The following is a 16,107-nucleotide window of genomic DNA, read 5'->3' on the forward strand; positions in this document are numbered from 1 at the left end:
ATTATTTATTTCAAATGATTTCAATAGGTCATTAATAGCGAGCTGGCATTCCGTCCTTTGGCAAAGACTTTTTGATAAACTCTCTGATATCATCATTGGCTTTTTCGAGATCTTCAGATCTCAAATACATCATATGCCCACTTCTATACCCTTTCCATGACAACCTATTCTTTAATTTACCACTTGGGTCCATTTGCCACATAGAATATTTTGCATTGAAATAATCCGTACCACCATCGTAATAGCCTGATTGAATCATTACATGCAAATATGGGTTTTGAGCAACAGCTGAACGGAGATTTTCACCTGTTCTATCCCTTGTTCTATCCCACGGATGAACTGGCCCAAAGAGGAAATAATTCAAATCAGTCTTAAAATCAAGTTCATTGATCATATAATGATTAAAAGCTGGCGCAAAAGCATGGTTCCAAGCGGTTAGGGCTGGGTCATGATCAAAACTGCTTCCAGCATCAGACCTATCTATTCCCTTGTACCTACTATCCAATCGACCCACAGTAAGTCCCTGGTCTCTAAGCAACTCTTTCCAGAAAAATTGTGTAGGAACAGCCAAATTATGTTCCAATAATACTTTCTCACTTAATCCAGAATAAGTGGACATTTTCTTTGCTAAAGCCTGCTTTTCCTCCGTCGCAAGGAAACCTCCCTTTACCATAGCTGGAATTAACTCATTTACCGTAAATTCTTCCACTTCAGGCAATAGTTCTTCAAGATCTCTTTGTTGTAAAGAAGGTTCCAGTGCCTTGTGGTACCAAGCTGTGGCGGTATAATAAGGCAAATAATTGGCTGCTGCTACTGGACCGCTTCTATCAATCCCTAAGTCCGTTGGAGAAACCAACACTACACCATTGAAAAACATCCATTGGCTGTTCTGTAACCTATTCACTAATCCAGATACCCTAGTGGTACCATAGCTTTCGCCAATCAGGTATTTTGGAGATGCCCATCTGTTATTTCGACTCACAAAGGTTCTTACCCAGTCAGCCAAGTAGTTAACATCTGAATTCACACCAAAAAACTGGGCCCTGTCAGCTTTTTTATCAGTAATTCTGGAATATCCGGTATTTACTGGATCGATATAAACAATATCAGCTACATCTAAAATGGAATGTGGATTATCCTTCACACCATACGGTTGAACAGGATTACCCTCCTCATCAATATTCAAAAGAACAGGACCTGTATAAGCTATATGCATCCAAATAGAAGCTGATCCTGGGCCTCCATTAAAGGAAATAACCAGCGGTCTATTGGTCTTATCTTGAATATCCGAGCGTTCATAATAGGTATAAAATAAATAGGCTACTTCATTACCATCCTTATCCCAAACAGGCTGGGTTCCGACCGTAGCAGTATAGGGAACATTTTTTCCTTTAATATTCAATTGATGTTTGGAAATTGCTGAGGAATCAGAATTTAATAATTCCTGTGCCTTTAAGCTTCCCAACATACATAGCAATGCTAAAATGAGCGTAATTGATCTTTTCATAAAAACTTATTGATTAAAGGCCGAAGATAAAAATTTATCATAGTCTATTAAAAAACAATCTAGGCGATGGTCGAAAAACACTTTCAGGGGTAAAAGTTGCTTATAAATAATCCCATTTTTCATTTAATGGCATTTTTATTGTAGACCTGCGAGATACATTAAAACACTTCTTTTAATAAACCAACTCAATTATTTATCATGTTTAGTTTTTTTACCCTAAAACGACAATCCAGCATCATTACAGCTTACCTCAGTGTAATGGGCATATTGCTCTTTTCATCCTGCTTGGACGAAACTCCCATCAAGGAAGAAAATGTTAAGGTCCAACATTTCCCCATCATTCAAAACAATGAAGCAGATAATCCTACGTTATGGCTAAGAGTACAATTTAGCGATCAAGTAGCAACTGATGAATGGACTGCAATCCCCATAGATGCCATTTCAGGTTTTGACTATGAATTAGGTTATAATTATGAATTAAGGATACGAAAAGAAGAAGCATTTAATTCCGACACCGGTTTACATTTTATCCAATACACCTTTATTTCAGAAAATTCAAAAGACCCAGTAAGTGTTGGCACAACCTTTGACCTTCCTTTAAAATCCACAGACTTCAGTCCTTCAACCCTGGTTCTTGGAAATGAAGATATTGGATATAATCTGTTGGGAGAAATAGATATAGAGTGTAGCACCTTATGTGATGACTTGAGTCTTGAACTACAAACTAGCGCAAATGTAGACGGAGTATTCCGTCATGTAAATGATAATACGATTAAACTTATCCAACTAAAATAAGCGACCACAGTTTATTTTAATTTCAAGGGCTGAGAAAAATATTTTCAGCCTTTTTTAATTGCTCTTTAAGGTAATGCTCCAATTCTTTTCCTTCTTCCAATACTACTTCTCCCGGTAAGCCAAGGATAAACCTCGCTATTCCTGGCAACTCTGGTATTTCTGATTCAAAATAATATTGATTTCTTTCTTTTATATAGGTATATGGCTTCGCATCAGGATGATCCTCCATAAGTAATTGGTAGGCTTTCTTCGAAAGTCTAAGTTTTACTTGAAATCGGTCCTTCCCAGTAAAACCAAACAATCCTTGCTCTAAGGATTCATGTAAAACCTCGTAAACATGCTTATGAGAGCTAACTTTCACCTCGGTTATCCTCTCTAACTTAAAAAGTTTCATCTCCTTACTAGCAACTTCAAAAGCGTACACAGATTCAAAATTACTTGTAAAAGCCACAGGTTCTACCAGTCTATCACTCACTGAATCACTACTAAGGGAATAATAATCTTTCAATAGCACTTGAAACTTATCCCTTATTGCCTCTCCTAGTTCATCCACAAATGTTCCTAAATGCGCATTGAACAACTGACTGACACCTTGCTGAAAATCAGAACGGTGATGGACCTTCTGCAGGATAGAATCCCTCAATAGGTTTTTCTTTCCATTTTTGCTCAACAAATCGGCTATAAAAGCTGTTTCATCATCAGTAAAGGTCCCATAGAAACTGTCACTATGCTGATCCACCCTATCAACAATCTTAAACTTACCAAACTCCTTTTCTACCTGAAACCCCAATTCTTCCAATAATTTGAAATAGCGGTAGATGGTTCTTTTATCCGTACCCAAGGATTCTGCTAGCCGACCTACAGGTTTACCTATATTGGACCGTAGCAAATTGATTAATTTGAAAACCCTTAGTATTTTTTGTTGCTCAACACTTTTTGTTTTAGCCATGACAAGTTAAATTTCAGAAAGCAATTTACGTCTAAGATTATAACTCCACACATTAAAGACACAAATTGTCAATTTTTCACCAAGAAACGATCCTCAAAACAATGAGGATATAAAAGTTTATGGAAAAAAGCATAAAGCTCCACCAGCCCAACACCTACCTTGTTGCAGGTATCCTTCTTTTGATAGGCTATTGGTTTTTTGCTTATGATGGAATTACTTTCAGTGATGATGTGGCCTATATAATTTATGGTCAAAATTTCTGGATGGGAAATGATGTGATGACTGGGGAGCATTTCACTTTCAGGTGGGGCGCTTATATATTATCAGGACTCCTTACTTTCCTTTTTGGTTTCAATGATCGGATTGCTTCACTCTCCAGCCTGATCTACTATATAGGAGCCTTGATCCTTATATGGAGCATCATGCCAAAACCTTCTACCAAATTTTGGTTGGTATTATTCTTTATTTCCAATATATATTTGTTGCATTTCCTCCCCAAAGTGTACCCAGATTCCCCACTCTTATTCTGGACCGCATTAATTCCCTACTCAGCTTACTACCGATTTAAACGTCCCCTTGAATCAGGGCTATTAATGGCACTGGCCTTCTTTGTGGGATTTTGTACCAAGGAAACCATCATTTACCTAGCACCATTTCCTGTCATGCTTATGGTATTTGATTATTTAAAGGATAACGGTAAAAGCTTTTATTTATACTTTTTCGGCTTCGTGACCTTATTTTTCCTTGTATATTTAGGATACTTTGAATGGAAGTTTGAAGATGCTTTTTTTAGATTTCGAAGCATTCAAGAAGGGCACTATGTATCCCCCTACAGCTATTTTGACAAAAACTGGCTGATAATGTTGGAACGATTAACTTTCATCCCTATCACGACTTTTGTAGAACGAACCTATTGGATTTGGATTGTCTTGTCCGTTCCCTCAATCGTCAGGGCTTTTTTAACTAAAAGAGACTTACCCCTCATCTTTTCCTTATGTACCATCTGTATGATTATTGGTTTTTGGTTTATGAGTACCAGCTTCTCTTATTATAATCCCCTTCACCTAAACCCTAGGCACTTGATAATTCTGATCCCTTTGCTATCTGCCAATATCGCTTTTGAAAACCACCGTTGGTTGGATAATTTCTTCTGGAACAAATTCTGTTCATTATGGATAGCCTTCGGGGGATTCGTTGCGCTTTCTTTAATGGAATGGAATATTGCGATTTATTATTTCCTTTTTGCAGCGTGCCTCGCTTTTCTGACATCCAGATTAAGATTAGCAGGGATGGTGGCGCTCTTGATTCTTCCAGTTTTCATGGCTTTTAAAAATCAATCGGGCCTAAAAAATTATTCTCACTTCAAAGAAGCATTTATCCAAAACCTTGAAAACAGTGACCATCATTCACCCTTAATAAGCCATCAATTTATTTGCGACAGTCAAGAAGTTATCCTAGGAAAACTATTACCTAAAAAGCGGGCAATTAGCTTAGAAGATTTTAAAGCTCAACCCTACTTAAACCCTCCTCAGAATTTCACTTTATTCATATATAAGTACAGCCAACATGCCTACCCTGACCAAACTTCCCTACTTCAAAAAGTAAGGGAATTTGCCAAACAAAATAACTATGTACAAACTGAAAGCATGGAAGACGAGTGGCTGCATATCATCGGGTTTGAGAGAATCAATCCATTATTACCGCTTCCCAAGGGCGAATATGCGGTTAACATTAAACCCAATCCTAAATTGTTCCCCCGGGGTTCCATTTCCTCCCGCCAATAGATACTGCTCGTTTAATGCTTGGCTGGTCACAAAGTACATTTGAAAGACATGACCTCCTGCTTCCACATCTATTCCAACACCTAAATTACTTTTTAACTCATTGTTCAAATTAGGAATATACTGCAATGTCAAGGAAGATTTCCCTGTCACCTTATATTTGGCACTCAAACCTAAAGCCAAATACAAATTTTCATCACCTTCTATCTGATAAAACTCAAAAGGACTGGTAAAATAGGCCAACATAGGGCTTAACTGGAAGCTAAAGCTGTCATTGAACTTTCTGGCAAACATTACCTGAGCCTTATAGCTGGTTCTATCCGCAAAGGAGACTTCTGTTTCTTCTATAAAACTATAATCAGAAGTGTTTACTCCTGCTCCAGCCATTAGGCTTATTGAAATTGGACGGCTGTTATCATAGCTTTGACTCATCAAATGATACCGACCATATAAATCATACACTTTGTCCAAGCTGGACCTGGAAAGTCCCAGTGAGAATTTTTCGGTCATTCCATATTCAAAACCAATCATAATATTGGCACCATAGTCAAGCCCAAAAAAGTTTTGTACGCCTCCATCCAATGCCCCAAAAGTATGCATTATGGCCAGATGCAAACCTTTTTTCTCTATTGGCTCTACGGTCAACAAATTAATATGTCTAGGGGCATGGAAGATCAGGTCCTCTTCCTTGTTTGGTTCAGCAGGTTTTCTTTCCAACTGAGCTTGAGCTACAAAAGCCGTTAACAATAATGATAATATTAAAAGTGAAGTTTTCATGGTTTTGCTTATTTCTTTAGACTGACATTAATGGTAACTATTTGTTTCTCTGAAAGCTCATAAAACATCACTTTTGGAATTGCTATGTCATGGTCACCCAATAGGACTTCAAATTTAGCGCTCAAATGCAGCGTGTTTTTTTCCTGATCCTGCTTGATTTCCCCATTGATTTCCATCTCTCTTTCCACTCCGTGAATTTTAAATTTCCCCACTGCAGTTACTTTTTGCCCATTTTCAAATGAACTAATCATCTCTTCATTCAGGCCTCTTATTTCCCCAGTAAATTCAGCATAAGGAAAATCTTCAGTTTCCAGGTAATTCTCTCTCATATGTCTATCTCTCAAGCCAATCCCTGTTTTCAAGGTATTCAGGTCTATATAAAAATCCACCAAATTTTTGTCCAAGTCCACCAAGCCGTTTAGCTGGTCTGACTTCCCCGTAAATTCATTCAGAGAGGCTCGGGAGAGAAACTCTGCATGGCCACTTTCAGTAATAAATTCTTGGCAAAAGGCTTTTTGGGTACTCCCTAAAAAGGCTAAATAGAATATGATAAAGAGCTTTTTCATGATAAGATTATTTCATGATTGTTAGAATATCGTCCTGTAACATGGTCGAATAAGAAGTCAATGGAGAGCTAGCCGGTCCATTGGCAACCGAACCATCTGTGGTAAACCTGGACCCATGACAGCCACAAACAAACTGACTGCTTTGAAATTTCCAATTATCAGCGCAATTGGAGTGGGTACAAACAGATGTCAAAGCACTGAACATATCATTACCTATATTCACCACCAGAACTCTTGCTTCACTGACCAAAAGCCATCCTCCATTGGTTTTGAGACCCGACTGTTTACTTAGATCAATAGTCACGGTACCTCCCGAAACCTCAATACCGTTCCCTGAATCATCACCTCCTGAATCATCTGGGCTTGAAGGATCCATATCTTCTGAGCTGCTGCAGGCGGTAAAAAATGACATTCCAAATAGGGACATCACAGATAATGAACCTGTCTTTAATAGGAACTCTCTCCTATCCTGAGTGAGCTTTCCTGCCTTTGTATTTGTAAGTTGCTTCATGCATTAACCTACGCATTCCAAAGTGCAATTGGATCATAGACAAATTAGAACTACTCCTACCGATATCATGAAATATCTCACAATTTTAGGGATTGATATATTTGAGCAAATAGTATATAGACTCTCAAAAAATGTAAATTAAACAGTAATAAAATGGGCTTATTTCTTATCATTTAGTGTTTGAAAGCACTAAGAATTCAAACTGTAAACAGACTCCTATATTCACATTATTTAACTTTATCCTTACTTGATATTAATGGTACTTTGTCAGTCATCATATGACTATAAGGAAAACACCTTTTCATTAATATTCCTTCCTTTTCAAAATTTCAGAGACAACAATAGCATCTTTAAGGGATTGGGGATCCTTTAACATTCTCCTGTACCTGTTATAGCTGGCCCCTTCCTCAGCCACATCTTCTACTTCTTTTAATATTTTCTTATCACTATCGATTTCTACCTGATCGTCCAATTTAACCAAAGCCTTGCCCTTTTCTACATGATCGGCTTGGTAAGTACCTTCATAATATTTTATTTCAGGCTGTCGCCTAACTGGCTCAGGGGCTGCTTCTACTTTGGGATAGTCTGTATCCTCCGTTTTCTGAACCACTTCTTCCTCTCTCTCCTCAACATCGGCTTCTTTCTGTTGACCTTGCCTAATTTCCCTTAAAAGTTCCTCAAAAGACAAAGGCTTATTGCCTGGCTGTTCATCCATTGCCCCCTCTCCCATCTCATCAACTTCCTGTCCCTCACCTTTTTTCTTTTTAGTAAGTGCATTGACTATAAAAAATATTATCGAGATGATAATATAGATCCAAGTTCCATTATCCACTGTTTCGCTATTTTTTGTTTAAAACTAAGATAGCAAAAATTATCCAATGTATACATTTATTAAAAACAAGTCATTTATAAAAGTATCCCTAATACTCCTTTTAAAATTTAGCATATCTCTATCCTACTTCTCTAAGCTTAAATCTACCTACCAGATCCAAATGGTTCATCATAAAATATTATTTTGTTATATTAATAAATCAAACCTTAAATCCTAAAAAACATGACTGATGAAAGATTGAAAATTTGGATAGGATTATTAAGATGGGCAGTAGCATCGGTAGGCTTGGTGATCATGACCACGATTATTAATGCAGGCTTTAAGGACCGTGAAATAGGGATAACCGAACTTCAAGAATATGATAAATATGTTTCAATCGTGACGGACAATTCCAAAATTTCAGAAAAAAGGTTGTTGGCTCAATATTTCTCACACATCACACCATCAGAAAAACTAAGGGAGGGATGGGAATCATATTATGAGGCTGTAGACAAGGAATACAAGGATTTAATGGCACAAAGAAGACAGAAGCAAAATCAGCTTTTTGAAATGGAAAACAAAAGGGATTCCGCATCTACCCCTCAAATCAAAGAACTTGAAAAAGAAATAGAAAAAATTGACAATGAACTGACGCCTACATTTTCCAGCACCTCAAAAGATTATAGCGCAGCAATAGCATGGGAAAGGGTGGGGTTCGAGAAGTTGTTTAGTAAAGAACTAAGAGAGGCAATATTGGCCTTTGAAAATGCAGAAAAAAGTTATAATTCATTTCACCAAGTCTACGAAATAGCCAATTTTTTGAAGTCAAGATCAGCATCCAACAATCTACACGACGAAGACTTTTGGAACAGCATATATGAAAAACTACTATCAGATTATTCCTGGAAAATGCCAATTGAAGCAAAATCAAAACTTGAGGAATTAGTGCTATAATTTAGTTGTAATCTCCTCTGAAGGGCCAGATTGCATCCCCTATTCCAATTTCCCTTTGACTTAAAGGAAATCTTTCTCCAAATTGTGAAACTGTTCAGTAAAAATCTACTGTTTTTTTAAAACCATCAAAACCAAGGAACTACAAATTCCCATTTGCTTATTAACCCGATCTGATTAATTTTGTTTGTCTTAATCTATTTTATTTAAGCATACATGCAGCTAACCAAGCTTGAAATCAAAGGTTTTAAAAGTTTTGGGGACAAGGTCTCCATCCATTTTGACAAGGGCATTACAGGAATCGTAGGCCCGAATGGATGTGGAAAGTCCAATGTTGTGGATGCCATCCGCTGGGTACTGGGTGAGCAAAAAACCCGGGCACTTCGCTCCGATAAAATGGAAAATGTGATTTTCAATGGTACCAAAAACAGGAAACCTACCAATCTGGCTGAGGTGTCCCTAACCTTTGAAAACACCAAAAACCTGCTTCCTACCGAATACACCCATGTCACCATCACCCGTCGTTACTACCGTTCTGGGGAAAGTGAATATTTACTCAATGGCATTGCCTGTCGTCTTAAGGACATCAATAACCTCTTTATGGACACGGGTATCCAATCCAACAGCTATGCCATCATCGAACTGAAAATGATTGATGAGTTGCTCAATGACAAGAACAACTCCCGTAGGGACCTCTTTGAGGAAGCTGCCGGTATTTCCAAGTTCAAGACCCGTAAGAAGGAAACACTTAAAAAGCTGGAAGATACTGATGCAGACCTTGACAGGGTGGAAGATCTCTTATATGAGATTGAGAAAAACCTCAAATCCCTGGAAAAGCAGGCCAAGCAGGCTGCTAAATACTTTGAAATCAAAAAATCCTATAAGGCATCAAGCATTGCCTTGGCCAAAATCAGTGTAAAAACCCATACTGACAACCTGATTGGTGCCAATGAAAGGATCAATGCGGAAAATGATCGCAAATTACAGCTCAATAACCAGATAACAACCAAGGAAGCAGAATTGGAAAAATCCAAGTCTGAACAGATCCATAAAGAAAAGCTCCTCTCCTCCAGACAAAAAACGCTCAACGAGCATGTCAACAAAATCAGACAGTTTGAGAGTGAGAAAAAAATCAAAAACGAACGTCTTCGATTCTTGGAAGACCGGTCAATGAAGCTCCGAGAGCAAATCGATCAAGACCGAAAATCCAATGACCGTGCGGGCTTTAGTATTCGATCACTCGAGCAAGAAAAGGAAGTAGCTGAAAAGCTTTTGTCGGAAAAGGAGCTTACTGTAGAAAATCTAAAAGCAGAATACGAAGAACAAAAATCAGCCCATGCCATTCTCCAAGAAAGGCAAAAAGTGCTCAGCAAAGATTTCTCAACCCGCAAAGACACTATCTACCAACTCAGCAAAGAACTGGAGATCAAGCAAATTCAGCTTTCCTCCCTAAAGCAAGAATTGGAAAAAACCGCTTCGGACGATAATAGTCAGGAAGCCAACTTAGCTGAGTTTGAAGAAAAAATGCTGGTACTGAAAGATGAGTTGGATGAAAAAACCGATCGCATCACCCAGCTAAAGGCCAAGGAAGAGGATCAAAACCATAAAATTGAAGAATCCAACCATACCATAGAACTGATTAGGGAAGAGGTTACCCAGTTGGGAAGGAAACTGGACGCCAAATCCAATGAGTTTAACCTTACCAAATCCTTGGTTGAAAACTTAGAGGGTTTCCCCGAAGCCATCAAGTTCTTAAAAAAGAATTCAGACTGGGGTAAGGACACTCCCCTTCTTTCGGATATTCTGACGACCAGCGAAAACTATCGTGTGGCCATTGAGAATTATCTTGAAAGCTATATGAATTATTATGTGGTGGACACAGAGGACCAAGCCATTGCTGCAGTAAACCTACTAAGTGATGCCGCTAGAGGAAAAGCCAACTTCTTCGTACTAGAGCATTTTGAGCGTTTCAAACCCTCCACCAATAAACTGTTTGCCAATGCTACAGCTGCTACAGAAATCATTGAATATGATGAAAAGTACGCCAAGCTAATCAGTTATATCCTGGATGATGTTTATATTGTCCAAGGTGAGATCAAAGACATTCCTGAAGATAATGACACCATTTTCATTACGGAAAGCGGAAAATTCACTAAGCGTAAATTCAGCATTTCTGGTGGTTCAGTTGGACTCTTCGAAGGTAAGCGAATTGGCCGGGCAAAGAATCTTGAGAAGCTGGAAGTTGAGATCAAGGAGCTGAACAAAAAGGTCAGTGCTGCAAGGTCCAATTTGGACAAAAAAGTCAGTGACCTGATGAAACTGAAAGAAGTCTCTTATAAGAAGGACATTGAAGACCTTCAATCTGAAATTTCTGAGGTCAACCAGCAATATATCTCCATCAAAACCAAAAAGGAGCAGTTGGCAGAAATGCTATCCACCAATGCCAATAAACGGGAAGACATCCTAGAAAAGATTGACAGCTTAAGCGAAGAAGTCAATGAAATCGGTCCAAAGCTGGATGAGGAAAAAAATGGTTTTGACGGCATGGAGGAAGAGATCGAAATCATCAATGAGCAATTGCTTACTGAAGAGGAAAACTTGTCCGTCCGTTCCAGTAATTACAACCAAGAAAACATCCAATACCATCAGCACTTAAATAAAGTCAATAGCCTTGAGCAAGAAATTTCCTTTAAGAAAAGTGCTTTTGAAAACAGTAAGGAAAGGATAGAGAAATCCCAATCCGAACTCAGTACAATTGATCAAGAAATTAGGGGACTTCTGGACAATAATGAGATCAAGGATGATGAATTGATCGAATTATATACCGAAAAAGAGACCATTGAAATCGGCGTTACTGAAGCTGAAAAAGATTACTATGCCTCCAGAGGCGATATCGACGAAATGGAAAAAGGCATCCGTGAGCTTTCCAAGCAAAAAGAAGGGATCGATGCCCTAATCATGGAATTGCAAAATACCCTTAACGAGATCAAGCTTAAGCTTTCCAGCATGAAGGAGAGATTAAGTGTGGAATTTGAAATCGATTTGGATAACCTGATTCAAGAAGATCCTGAGGTCGATCCTGAATACCAGGAAAAGGATGAGGAGCAAATCCGTGAGGAAGTCCAAAAGGCCAAACAAAGATTGGAAAAAATGGGACCGATCAACCCCATGGCCATGGAGGCTTATGATGAAATTAAGGAACGCCATACTTTCATCTCCTCGCAGAAAGAAGACTTAGAAAAAGCTAAAAATTCCTTGATGGACACCATTAAGGAAATAGACACAGTTGCTAAGGAAACTTTCTTGTCTGCCTTTGATCAAATCAAGACCAACTTTGTTAAGGTTTTCCGTTCCCTGTTTACAGCAGAGGATGATTGTGACCTAAAGTTGACCAACCCCGAATCTCCATTGGACAGTACCATTGAGATCATGGCCAAGCCAAAAGGCAAAAGGCCATTGACCATCAACCAGCTTTCGGGTGGTGAAAAGACCTTGACGGCCACTTCCCTACTCTTCTCCATTTATCTGCTGAAGCCTGCGCCTTTCTGTATCTTTGATGAGGTGGATGCTCCACTGGATGATGCTAATATTGATAAGTTCAACCAGATCATCCAAAAATTCTCCCATGAGTCCCAGTTTATCATTGTCACCCATAATAAGCGGACCATGGCCAGTACGGATATCATTTATGGTATTACCATGATCGAAGCAGGGGTATCCAGAGTAGTACCAGTGGATTTAAGGGAATTGGAAGATATTATTGATTAATTTATTTAACTAATATGCTAAGGAGGATTTAAGTAAACGCTGTACTTTTTTGAGCTTAATCACATGAATCTATGGACATTATCTGTTTTTAATAACTTTTATTAGATATTTGTTTGCTGCCAATCTTTTTCATAGATTAAAGCTTTAGTTATAGAAACGATGTTGATTTTTTTGATGGGCGGTAAAGTTCCTTTATACCATATTATAGATCCCTCGTAACGATCAATAAAATCATTAACCATCTTAATTTCATTATTTATTGAATCATCAAACAATATGAAGTACTTTCTTTATTTTATTATTTCATTGACAATTTCCTGCAATGGAAAAACTGAAAATGCAGACAAGGGATATTTTTCAAATGTAGAATTATCCTTAGACACAGTCCGTATCGACCCTGGAGATGAAGTTATTTTTTTGAAATATGGACTCACTAGTTCAGGCATTAGTACGGATAGCAAATACTTATATAATTTCAATGAATATGATCTTACCCTAGAGAAAATCAACCTAGAAGAGTTAAGGTTGGAGGATAAGTTTCTGTTTGAAAGAGAAGGCCCAAACGGTATAGGCCCAGGAATGGCAATAATGAAAGTTCTAAATGAACATCAAATATCCTTAACGGGTATGTATCACAGTTCATTATTTTCCTTAAATGGAAGAAAGCTTATGACTGTATATTATGAAAACTTTTCTTTAGCAAATTGGCATTCAGGAGGTGATCTATTAAAGGGTGATAAAGTTATCATGGATCCATCAGCCAAACGGATATATGGATTGATCCAAGATTATGATGGTAAAAACTTCAAATTGGGGATACTTTATTTAGATAAATATGAGACTTCAAGATTAAACCTAAAAAGCTTCGAGAGAGCATCAGATTATAGATTTCGTTATTACCTAGGAAAAGGTAGTATTATAAATGAAGCACCTAGAATGGGGATAGAAAAGTTTGGAACTAAAGTGATATTATCAAATGAGACCACTTGTGATCTAATGTGGTATGACACAGAAATGGACTCCTTATTTATAAAATCATACAGTAGCCAGCTTACAGCCAATAAAAAGGAGAAAATCTATAAATTAGAGCATGCAACTCCTGAGGAATTTGAAATTGAACGCGCTAAATATAGAGAGGAGATCAATTTTATGCATCCATTTTATGATAGTGAAAATAAAATTTACTATCGGTTTTCTTATCAACTCAAAAAGGGAAAAACAGAAGTTTACTTAACAGCTTATGATAATGACTTGAATATGATTGGGGAAACCTTTGTCCCACAATTGAATAAGAAACCTGCTAAGCATTTTGTCAAAGACAGTAAAATATGGATATATGAAAACATCGATGATGAAATGGTTTTTGTGAGGTTAGGAATAAATAATAAAGGCAGTTAAAAGTCTCTCCACTCCTTGTTCTAACTTATTTTTATAATAATGAATACAAAATGAGAAATTTGATATACTAAATCATCCTGATACTATTTTTTCAGCTTGTAAAAAAGATCAAGAGAATCCCAAAAAAAACCATAGACCAATTGCCTTGGCCACTAGTGTCTTTTGGTTTGAGGCGGTAGATAGTGAAGGATATATCTTAGAGATCAGAGAAGGGCGTTTTGATGGACATTATTGATCAGTCCCAAAATTTCATTTCTGTGATGTAAAAAGACAGCTAAGGAGGATTTTAAATCCTCCTTTTTATTTGCCCATTTTTCACTGTGAGCCTACAATCTCCTTTTACAAAACTCAACAAGCAAAAACCTTTCTTTAACCAATGATAAACTACATTTTTACTATTTTAACATCTTTTATATTTCAATACTCAATGATTTTTCCGAAACTGTGACTCCATCTTTGGTATGAATGTTTTTTTATTTTGATGTAAACTAATGAATTCAAAGAGCTTTTTAATGACTGCCCTTCTTATTCTTGGTTTTATTGCTAATGCAAGAACACAAACCATACAGCTAATAAGCGAAACCGAAAAAGTAAAGCAGTTTGGGCTGGTTTGGGGTCTGATGAAATACCACCATCCCCATGTGAGTAAAGGACAATACGACTGGGACAAAGTATTTGTAGACAAAATCAATGAACTAGAAGAAGTTAAAAGTCAATCAGAACTGAATATGTTTTTACTTGATTTTGTAAACAGTGTAGAGCCAAGCAAAATTAAAAGCTCAACAAACCATAAAGGCTTTTTCACTAAAAACTATGATTATGACTGGATTGAAAAGTATATATCCTCTCCTGATCTATATTCTCATTTGTCCAAACTAAGGGACAATACCAATATCAAAAGCCATTATATCACAGGGCATACTTTCTCTTCAATTCCCTCCTTTGATAATGAAAAAGGCTTTGACAATTTTAATTACACCTTTAAAAGCCATCGGCTTTTATCTCTCTTTAGCTTCTGGAATGTAATCCAATATTACTATGTCAATAAATACCTAATGGATGAAAACTGGGTGGAGATATTGGATAAATTCATTGTAAAATTCTCCGATTGTAAATCGAAATTTGACTATGAAAAAACCAAAGCTCATCTTTTTACACATTTAAATGATTCACATAGTTTTTACTACAGTAAAGAATTAAGTGATTCTTTATTGGCATATAAACCACCATTTGGTGTGAATATAATTAATGACACTTTGGTAGTGACCTCAGTGGATAAAACTCTAATAAAAAGCAAAGATTTAATGCTTGGTGACCTAATTTTTGAAATAGATGGGAAAAGTATTCAAGCTAACCTGGACGAAAAAGTAAAGCCATTTCTATCGTCCTCAAATGATACCTACTTAAAAAAATGGGCAAACTGGATGATTTTCAGTAATAACAAAAACTTGGAGCTGAGCATCAAGCGGGATGATCAAATCATAAAAATATCACTCAACTTGGACAATCCTAGCAGAACAAATGATCACTCCTATCTCAAACCATCCACTCCTACCGAAAAATGGAAAAACATAGAAGACAATATTGGTTACCTGAACCTAAAAACTATTTCAAATGATGAACTAAAAACCGCATTCAGAGATTTTTCCGGCACAAAAGGAATCATCATTGATCTAAGAAATTATCCCAAAAACATTAACATCAATGCTCTTGCAAAATACCTCTATAGAGAAAAGAAAAAGTTCATCAAAACGATATCACCAATTCCCAATAGACCTTCCTTGGCCTATTTTGACAAAGCACCATTAAAAATCATTAAAGATCCTTTCATAGCAGGCTACCATAGCTCTAAATATTATAAGGGAAAAGTAATTTTACTGGTAAACAAAACTACAATGAGTCAAGCTGAATATATCGGCATGGCCATTCAGGCTTCACCAAATTGCATAACAGTTGGACAAAACACCGCTGGAGCCCAAATGAATATAACTTCATATACCTTACCAGATAAGTCAGAAATTAATTTCACCAGTTTGGGAGCTTTTTACCCAGATGGAACTGGGGCACAAAGGAAAGGCTTAAAAATTGATTATTATGTGGAAGAAACTACTTCCAATTTCCTGCAAGATCAATATATACTGAAAGGGATTGAATTAATCAATTCACCTCATTAGGCTATTTCATCAGCCATGGAGGATTTAAAATCCTCCATAAAATTATGGTTCGGGATTTAAAATCCCGAACAGATGGTCCCTTACAGCTCCCCCTCTGCGTTCTTTGTGATCTCTGTGGT

General features: G+C 37.2%; 12 protein-coding genes. 6 read left to right on the forward strand and 6 right to left on the reverse strand.

Going from position 1 to position 16,107, the window contains the following annotated elements:
- Nucleotides 1–31: 31 nt before the first annotated feature.
- Nucleotides 32–1,507, reverse strand: a complete 1,476-nt coding sequence (locus H7U17_RS11420; RefSeq protein ID WP_186756852.1) for a S10 family peptidase — start codon at nucleotides 1,505–1,507, stop codon at nucleotides 32–34.
- 198 nt (nucleotides 1,508–1,705) lie between these two features.
- Between H7U17_RS11420 and H7U17_RS11425 the strand changes: the two genes are divergently transcribed.
- Nucleotides 1,706–2,302 carry a DUF4377 domain-containing protein gene (locus H7U17_RS11425; protein WP_186756853.1) on the forward strand — a complete coding sequence of 199 codons (597 nt, stop codon included), beginning with the start codon at nucleotides 1,706–1,708 and terminating at the stop codon, nucleotides 2,300–2,302.
- Between the two features lie 22 nt (nucleotides 2,303–2,324).
- On the opposite strand, the gene H7U17_RS11430 is transcribed toward H7U17_RS11425, so the two are convergent.
- Entirely contained in the window at nucleotides 2,325–3,251 is a 927-nt protein-coding gene (locus H7U17_RS11430) for a helix-turn-helix transcriptional regulator (RefSeq protein ID WP_186756854.1), read from the reverse strand.
- A 119-nt stretch (nucleotides 3,252–3,370) separates the two neighbouring features.
- Between H7U17_RS11430 and H7U17_RS11435 the strand changes: the two genes are divergently transcribed.
- Nucleotides 3,371–5,035, forward strand: coding sequence for an ArnT family glycosyltransferase (locus tag H7U17_RS11435; RefSeq protein ID WP_186756855.1), 1,665 nt, complete (start codon nucleotides 3,371–3,373; stop codon nucleotides 5,033–5,035).
- Here the strand turns inward: H7U17_RS11435 and H7U17_RS11440 are convergent.
- From H7U17_RS11440 to H7U17_RS11455, 4 genes are all read right to left on the reverse strand, one after another.
- A complete protein-coding gene (locus H7U17_RS11440; protein WP_186756856.1) occupies nucleotides 4,949–5,809 on the reverse strand; it encodes a DUF5777 family beta-barrel protein in 861 nt (286 codons plus the stop codon). The genes H7U17_RS11435 and H7U17_RS11440 overlap by 87 nt on opposite strands.
- Nucleotides 5,810–5,817: 8 nt before the next feature.
- Nucleotides 5,818–6,375 carry a YceI family protein gene (locus tag H7U17_RS11445; protein ID WP_186756857.1) on the reverse strand — a complete coding sequence of 186 codons (558 nt, stop codon included), beginning with the start codon at nucleotides 6,373–6,375 and terminating at the stop codon, nucleotides 5,818–5,820.
- Nucleotides 6,376–6,382: 7 nt separating this feature from the next.
- Entirely contained in the window at nucleotides 6,383–6,886 is a 504-nt protein-coding gene (locus tag H7U17_RS11450) for a QcrA and Rieske domain-containing protein (RefSeq protein WP_186756858.1), read from the reverse strand.
- Nucleotides 6,887–7,190: 304 nt separating this feature from the next.
- Entirely contained in the window at nucleotides 7,191–7,718 is a 528-nt protein-coding gene (locus H7U17_RS11455) for a hypothetical protein (RefSeq protein WP_186756859.1), read from the reverse strand.
- Nucleotides 7,719–7,940: 222 nt separating this feature from the next.
- Here H7U17_RS11455 and H7U17_RS11460 point away from each other — a divergent pair, with 222 nt between their 5' ends.
- The 4 genes from H7U17_RS11460 to H7U17_RS11475 all read left to right on the forward strand — a co-directional run bounded on the left by H7U17_RS11460 (nucleotide 7,941) and on the right by H7U17_RS11475 (nucleotide 15,988).
- The gene (locus H7U17_RS11460) at nucleotides 7,941–8,651 is read left to right on the forward strand and encodes a hypothetical protein (protein ID WP_186756860.1); all 711 of its coding nucleotides are present in this window, start codon (nucleotides 7,941–7,943) and stop codon (nucleotides 8,649–8,651) included.
- Between the two features lie 213 nt (nucleotides 8,652–8,864).
- Complete coding sequence (gene smc / locus H7U17_RS11465) at nucleotides 8,865–12,416, forward strand: chromosome segregation protein SMC (RefSeq protein WP_186756861.1); 3,552 nt, start codon at nucleotides 8,865–8,867, stop codon at nucleotides 12,414–12,416.
- 276 nt (nucleotides 12,417–12,692) lie between these two features.
- Complete coding sequence (locus tag H7U17_RS11470; protein WP_186756862.1) at nucleotides 12,693–13,814, forward strand: DUF4221 family protein; 1,122 nt, start codon at nucleotides 12,693–12,695, stop codon at nucleotides 13,812–13,814.
- 491 nt (nucleotides 13,815–14,305) lie between these two features.
- On the forward strand, nucleotides 14,306–15,988 hold the full coding sequence (locus H7U17_RS11475) for a S41 family peptidase (protein WP_186756863.1): 1,683 nt from the start codon (nucleotides 14,306–14,308) through the stop codon (nucleotides 15,986–15,988).
- Nucleotides 15,989–16,107 lie beyond the last annotated feature (119 nt).

Origin of the sequence: Echinicola salinicaeni (assembly GCF_014280965.1) — a bacterium.
GTDB lineage: Bacteria > Bacteroidota > Bacteroidia > Cytophagales > Cyclobacteriaceae > Echinicola > Echinicola salinicaeni.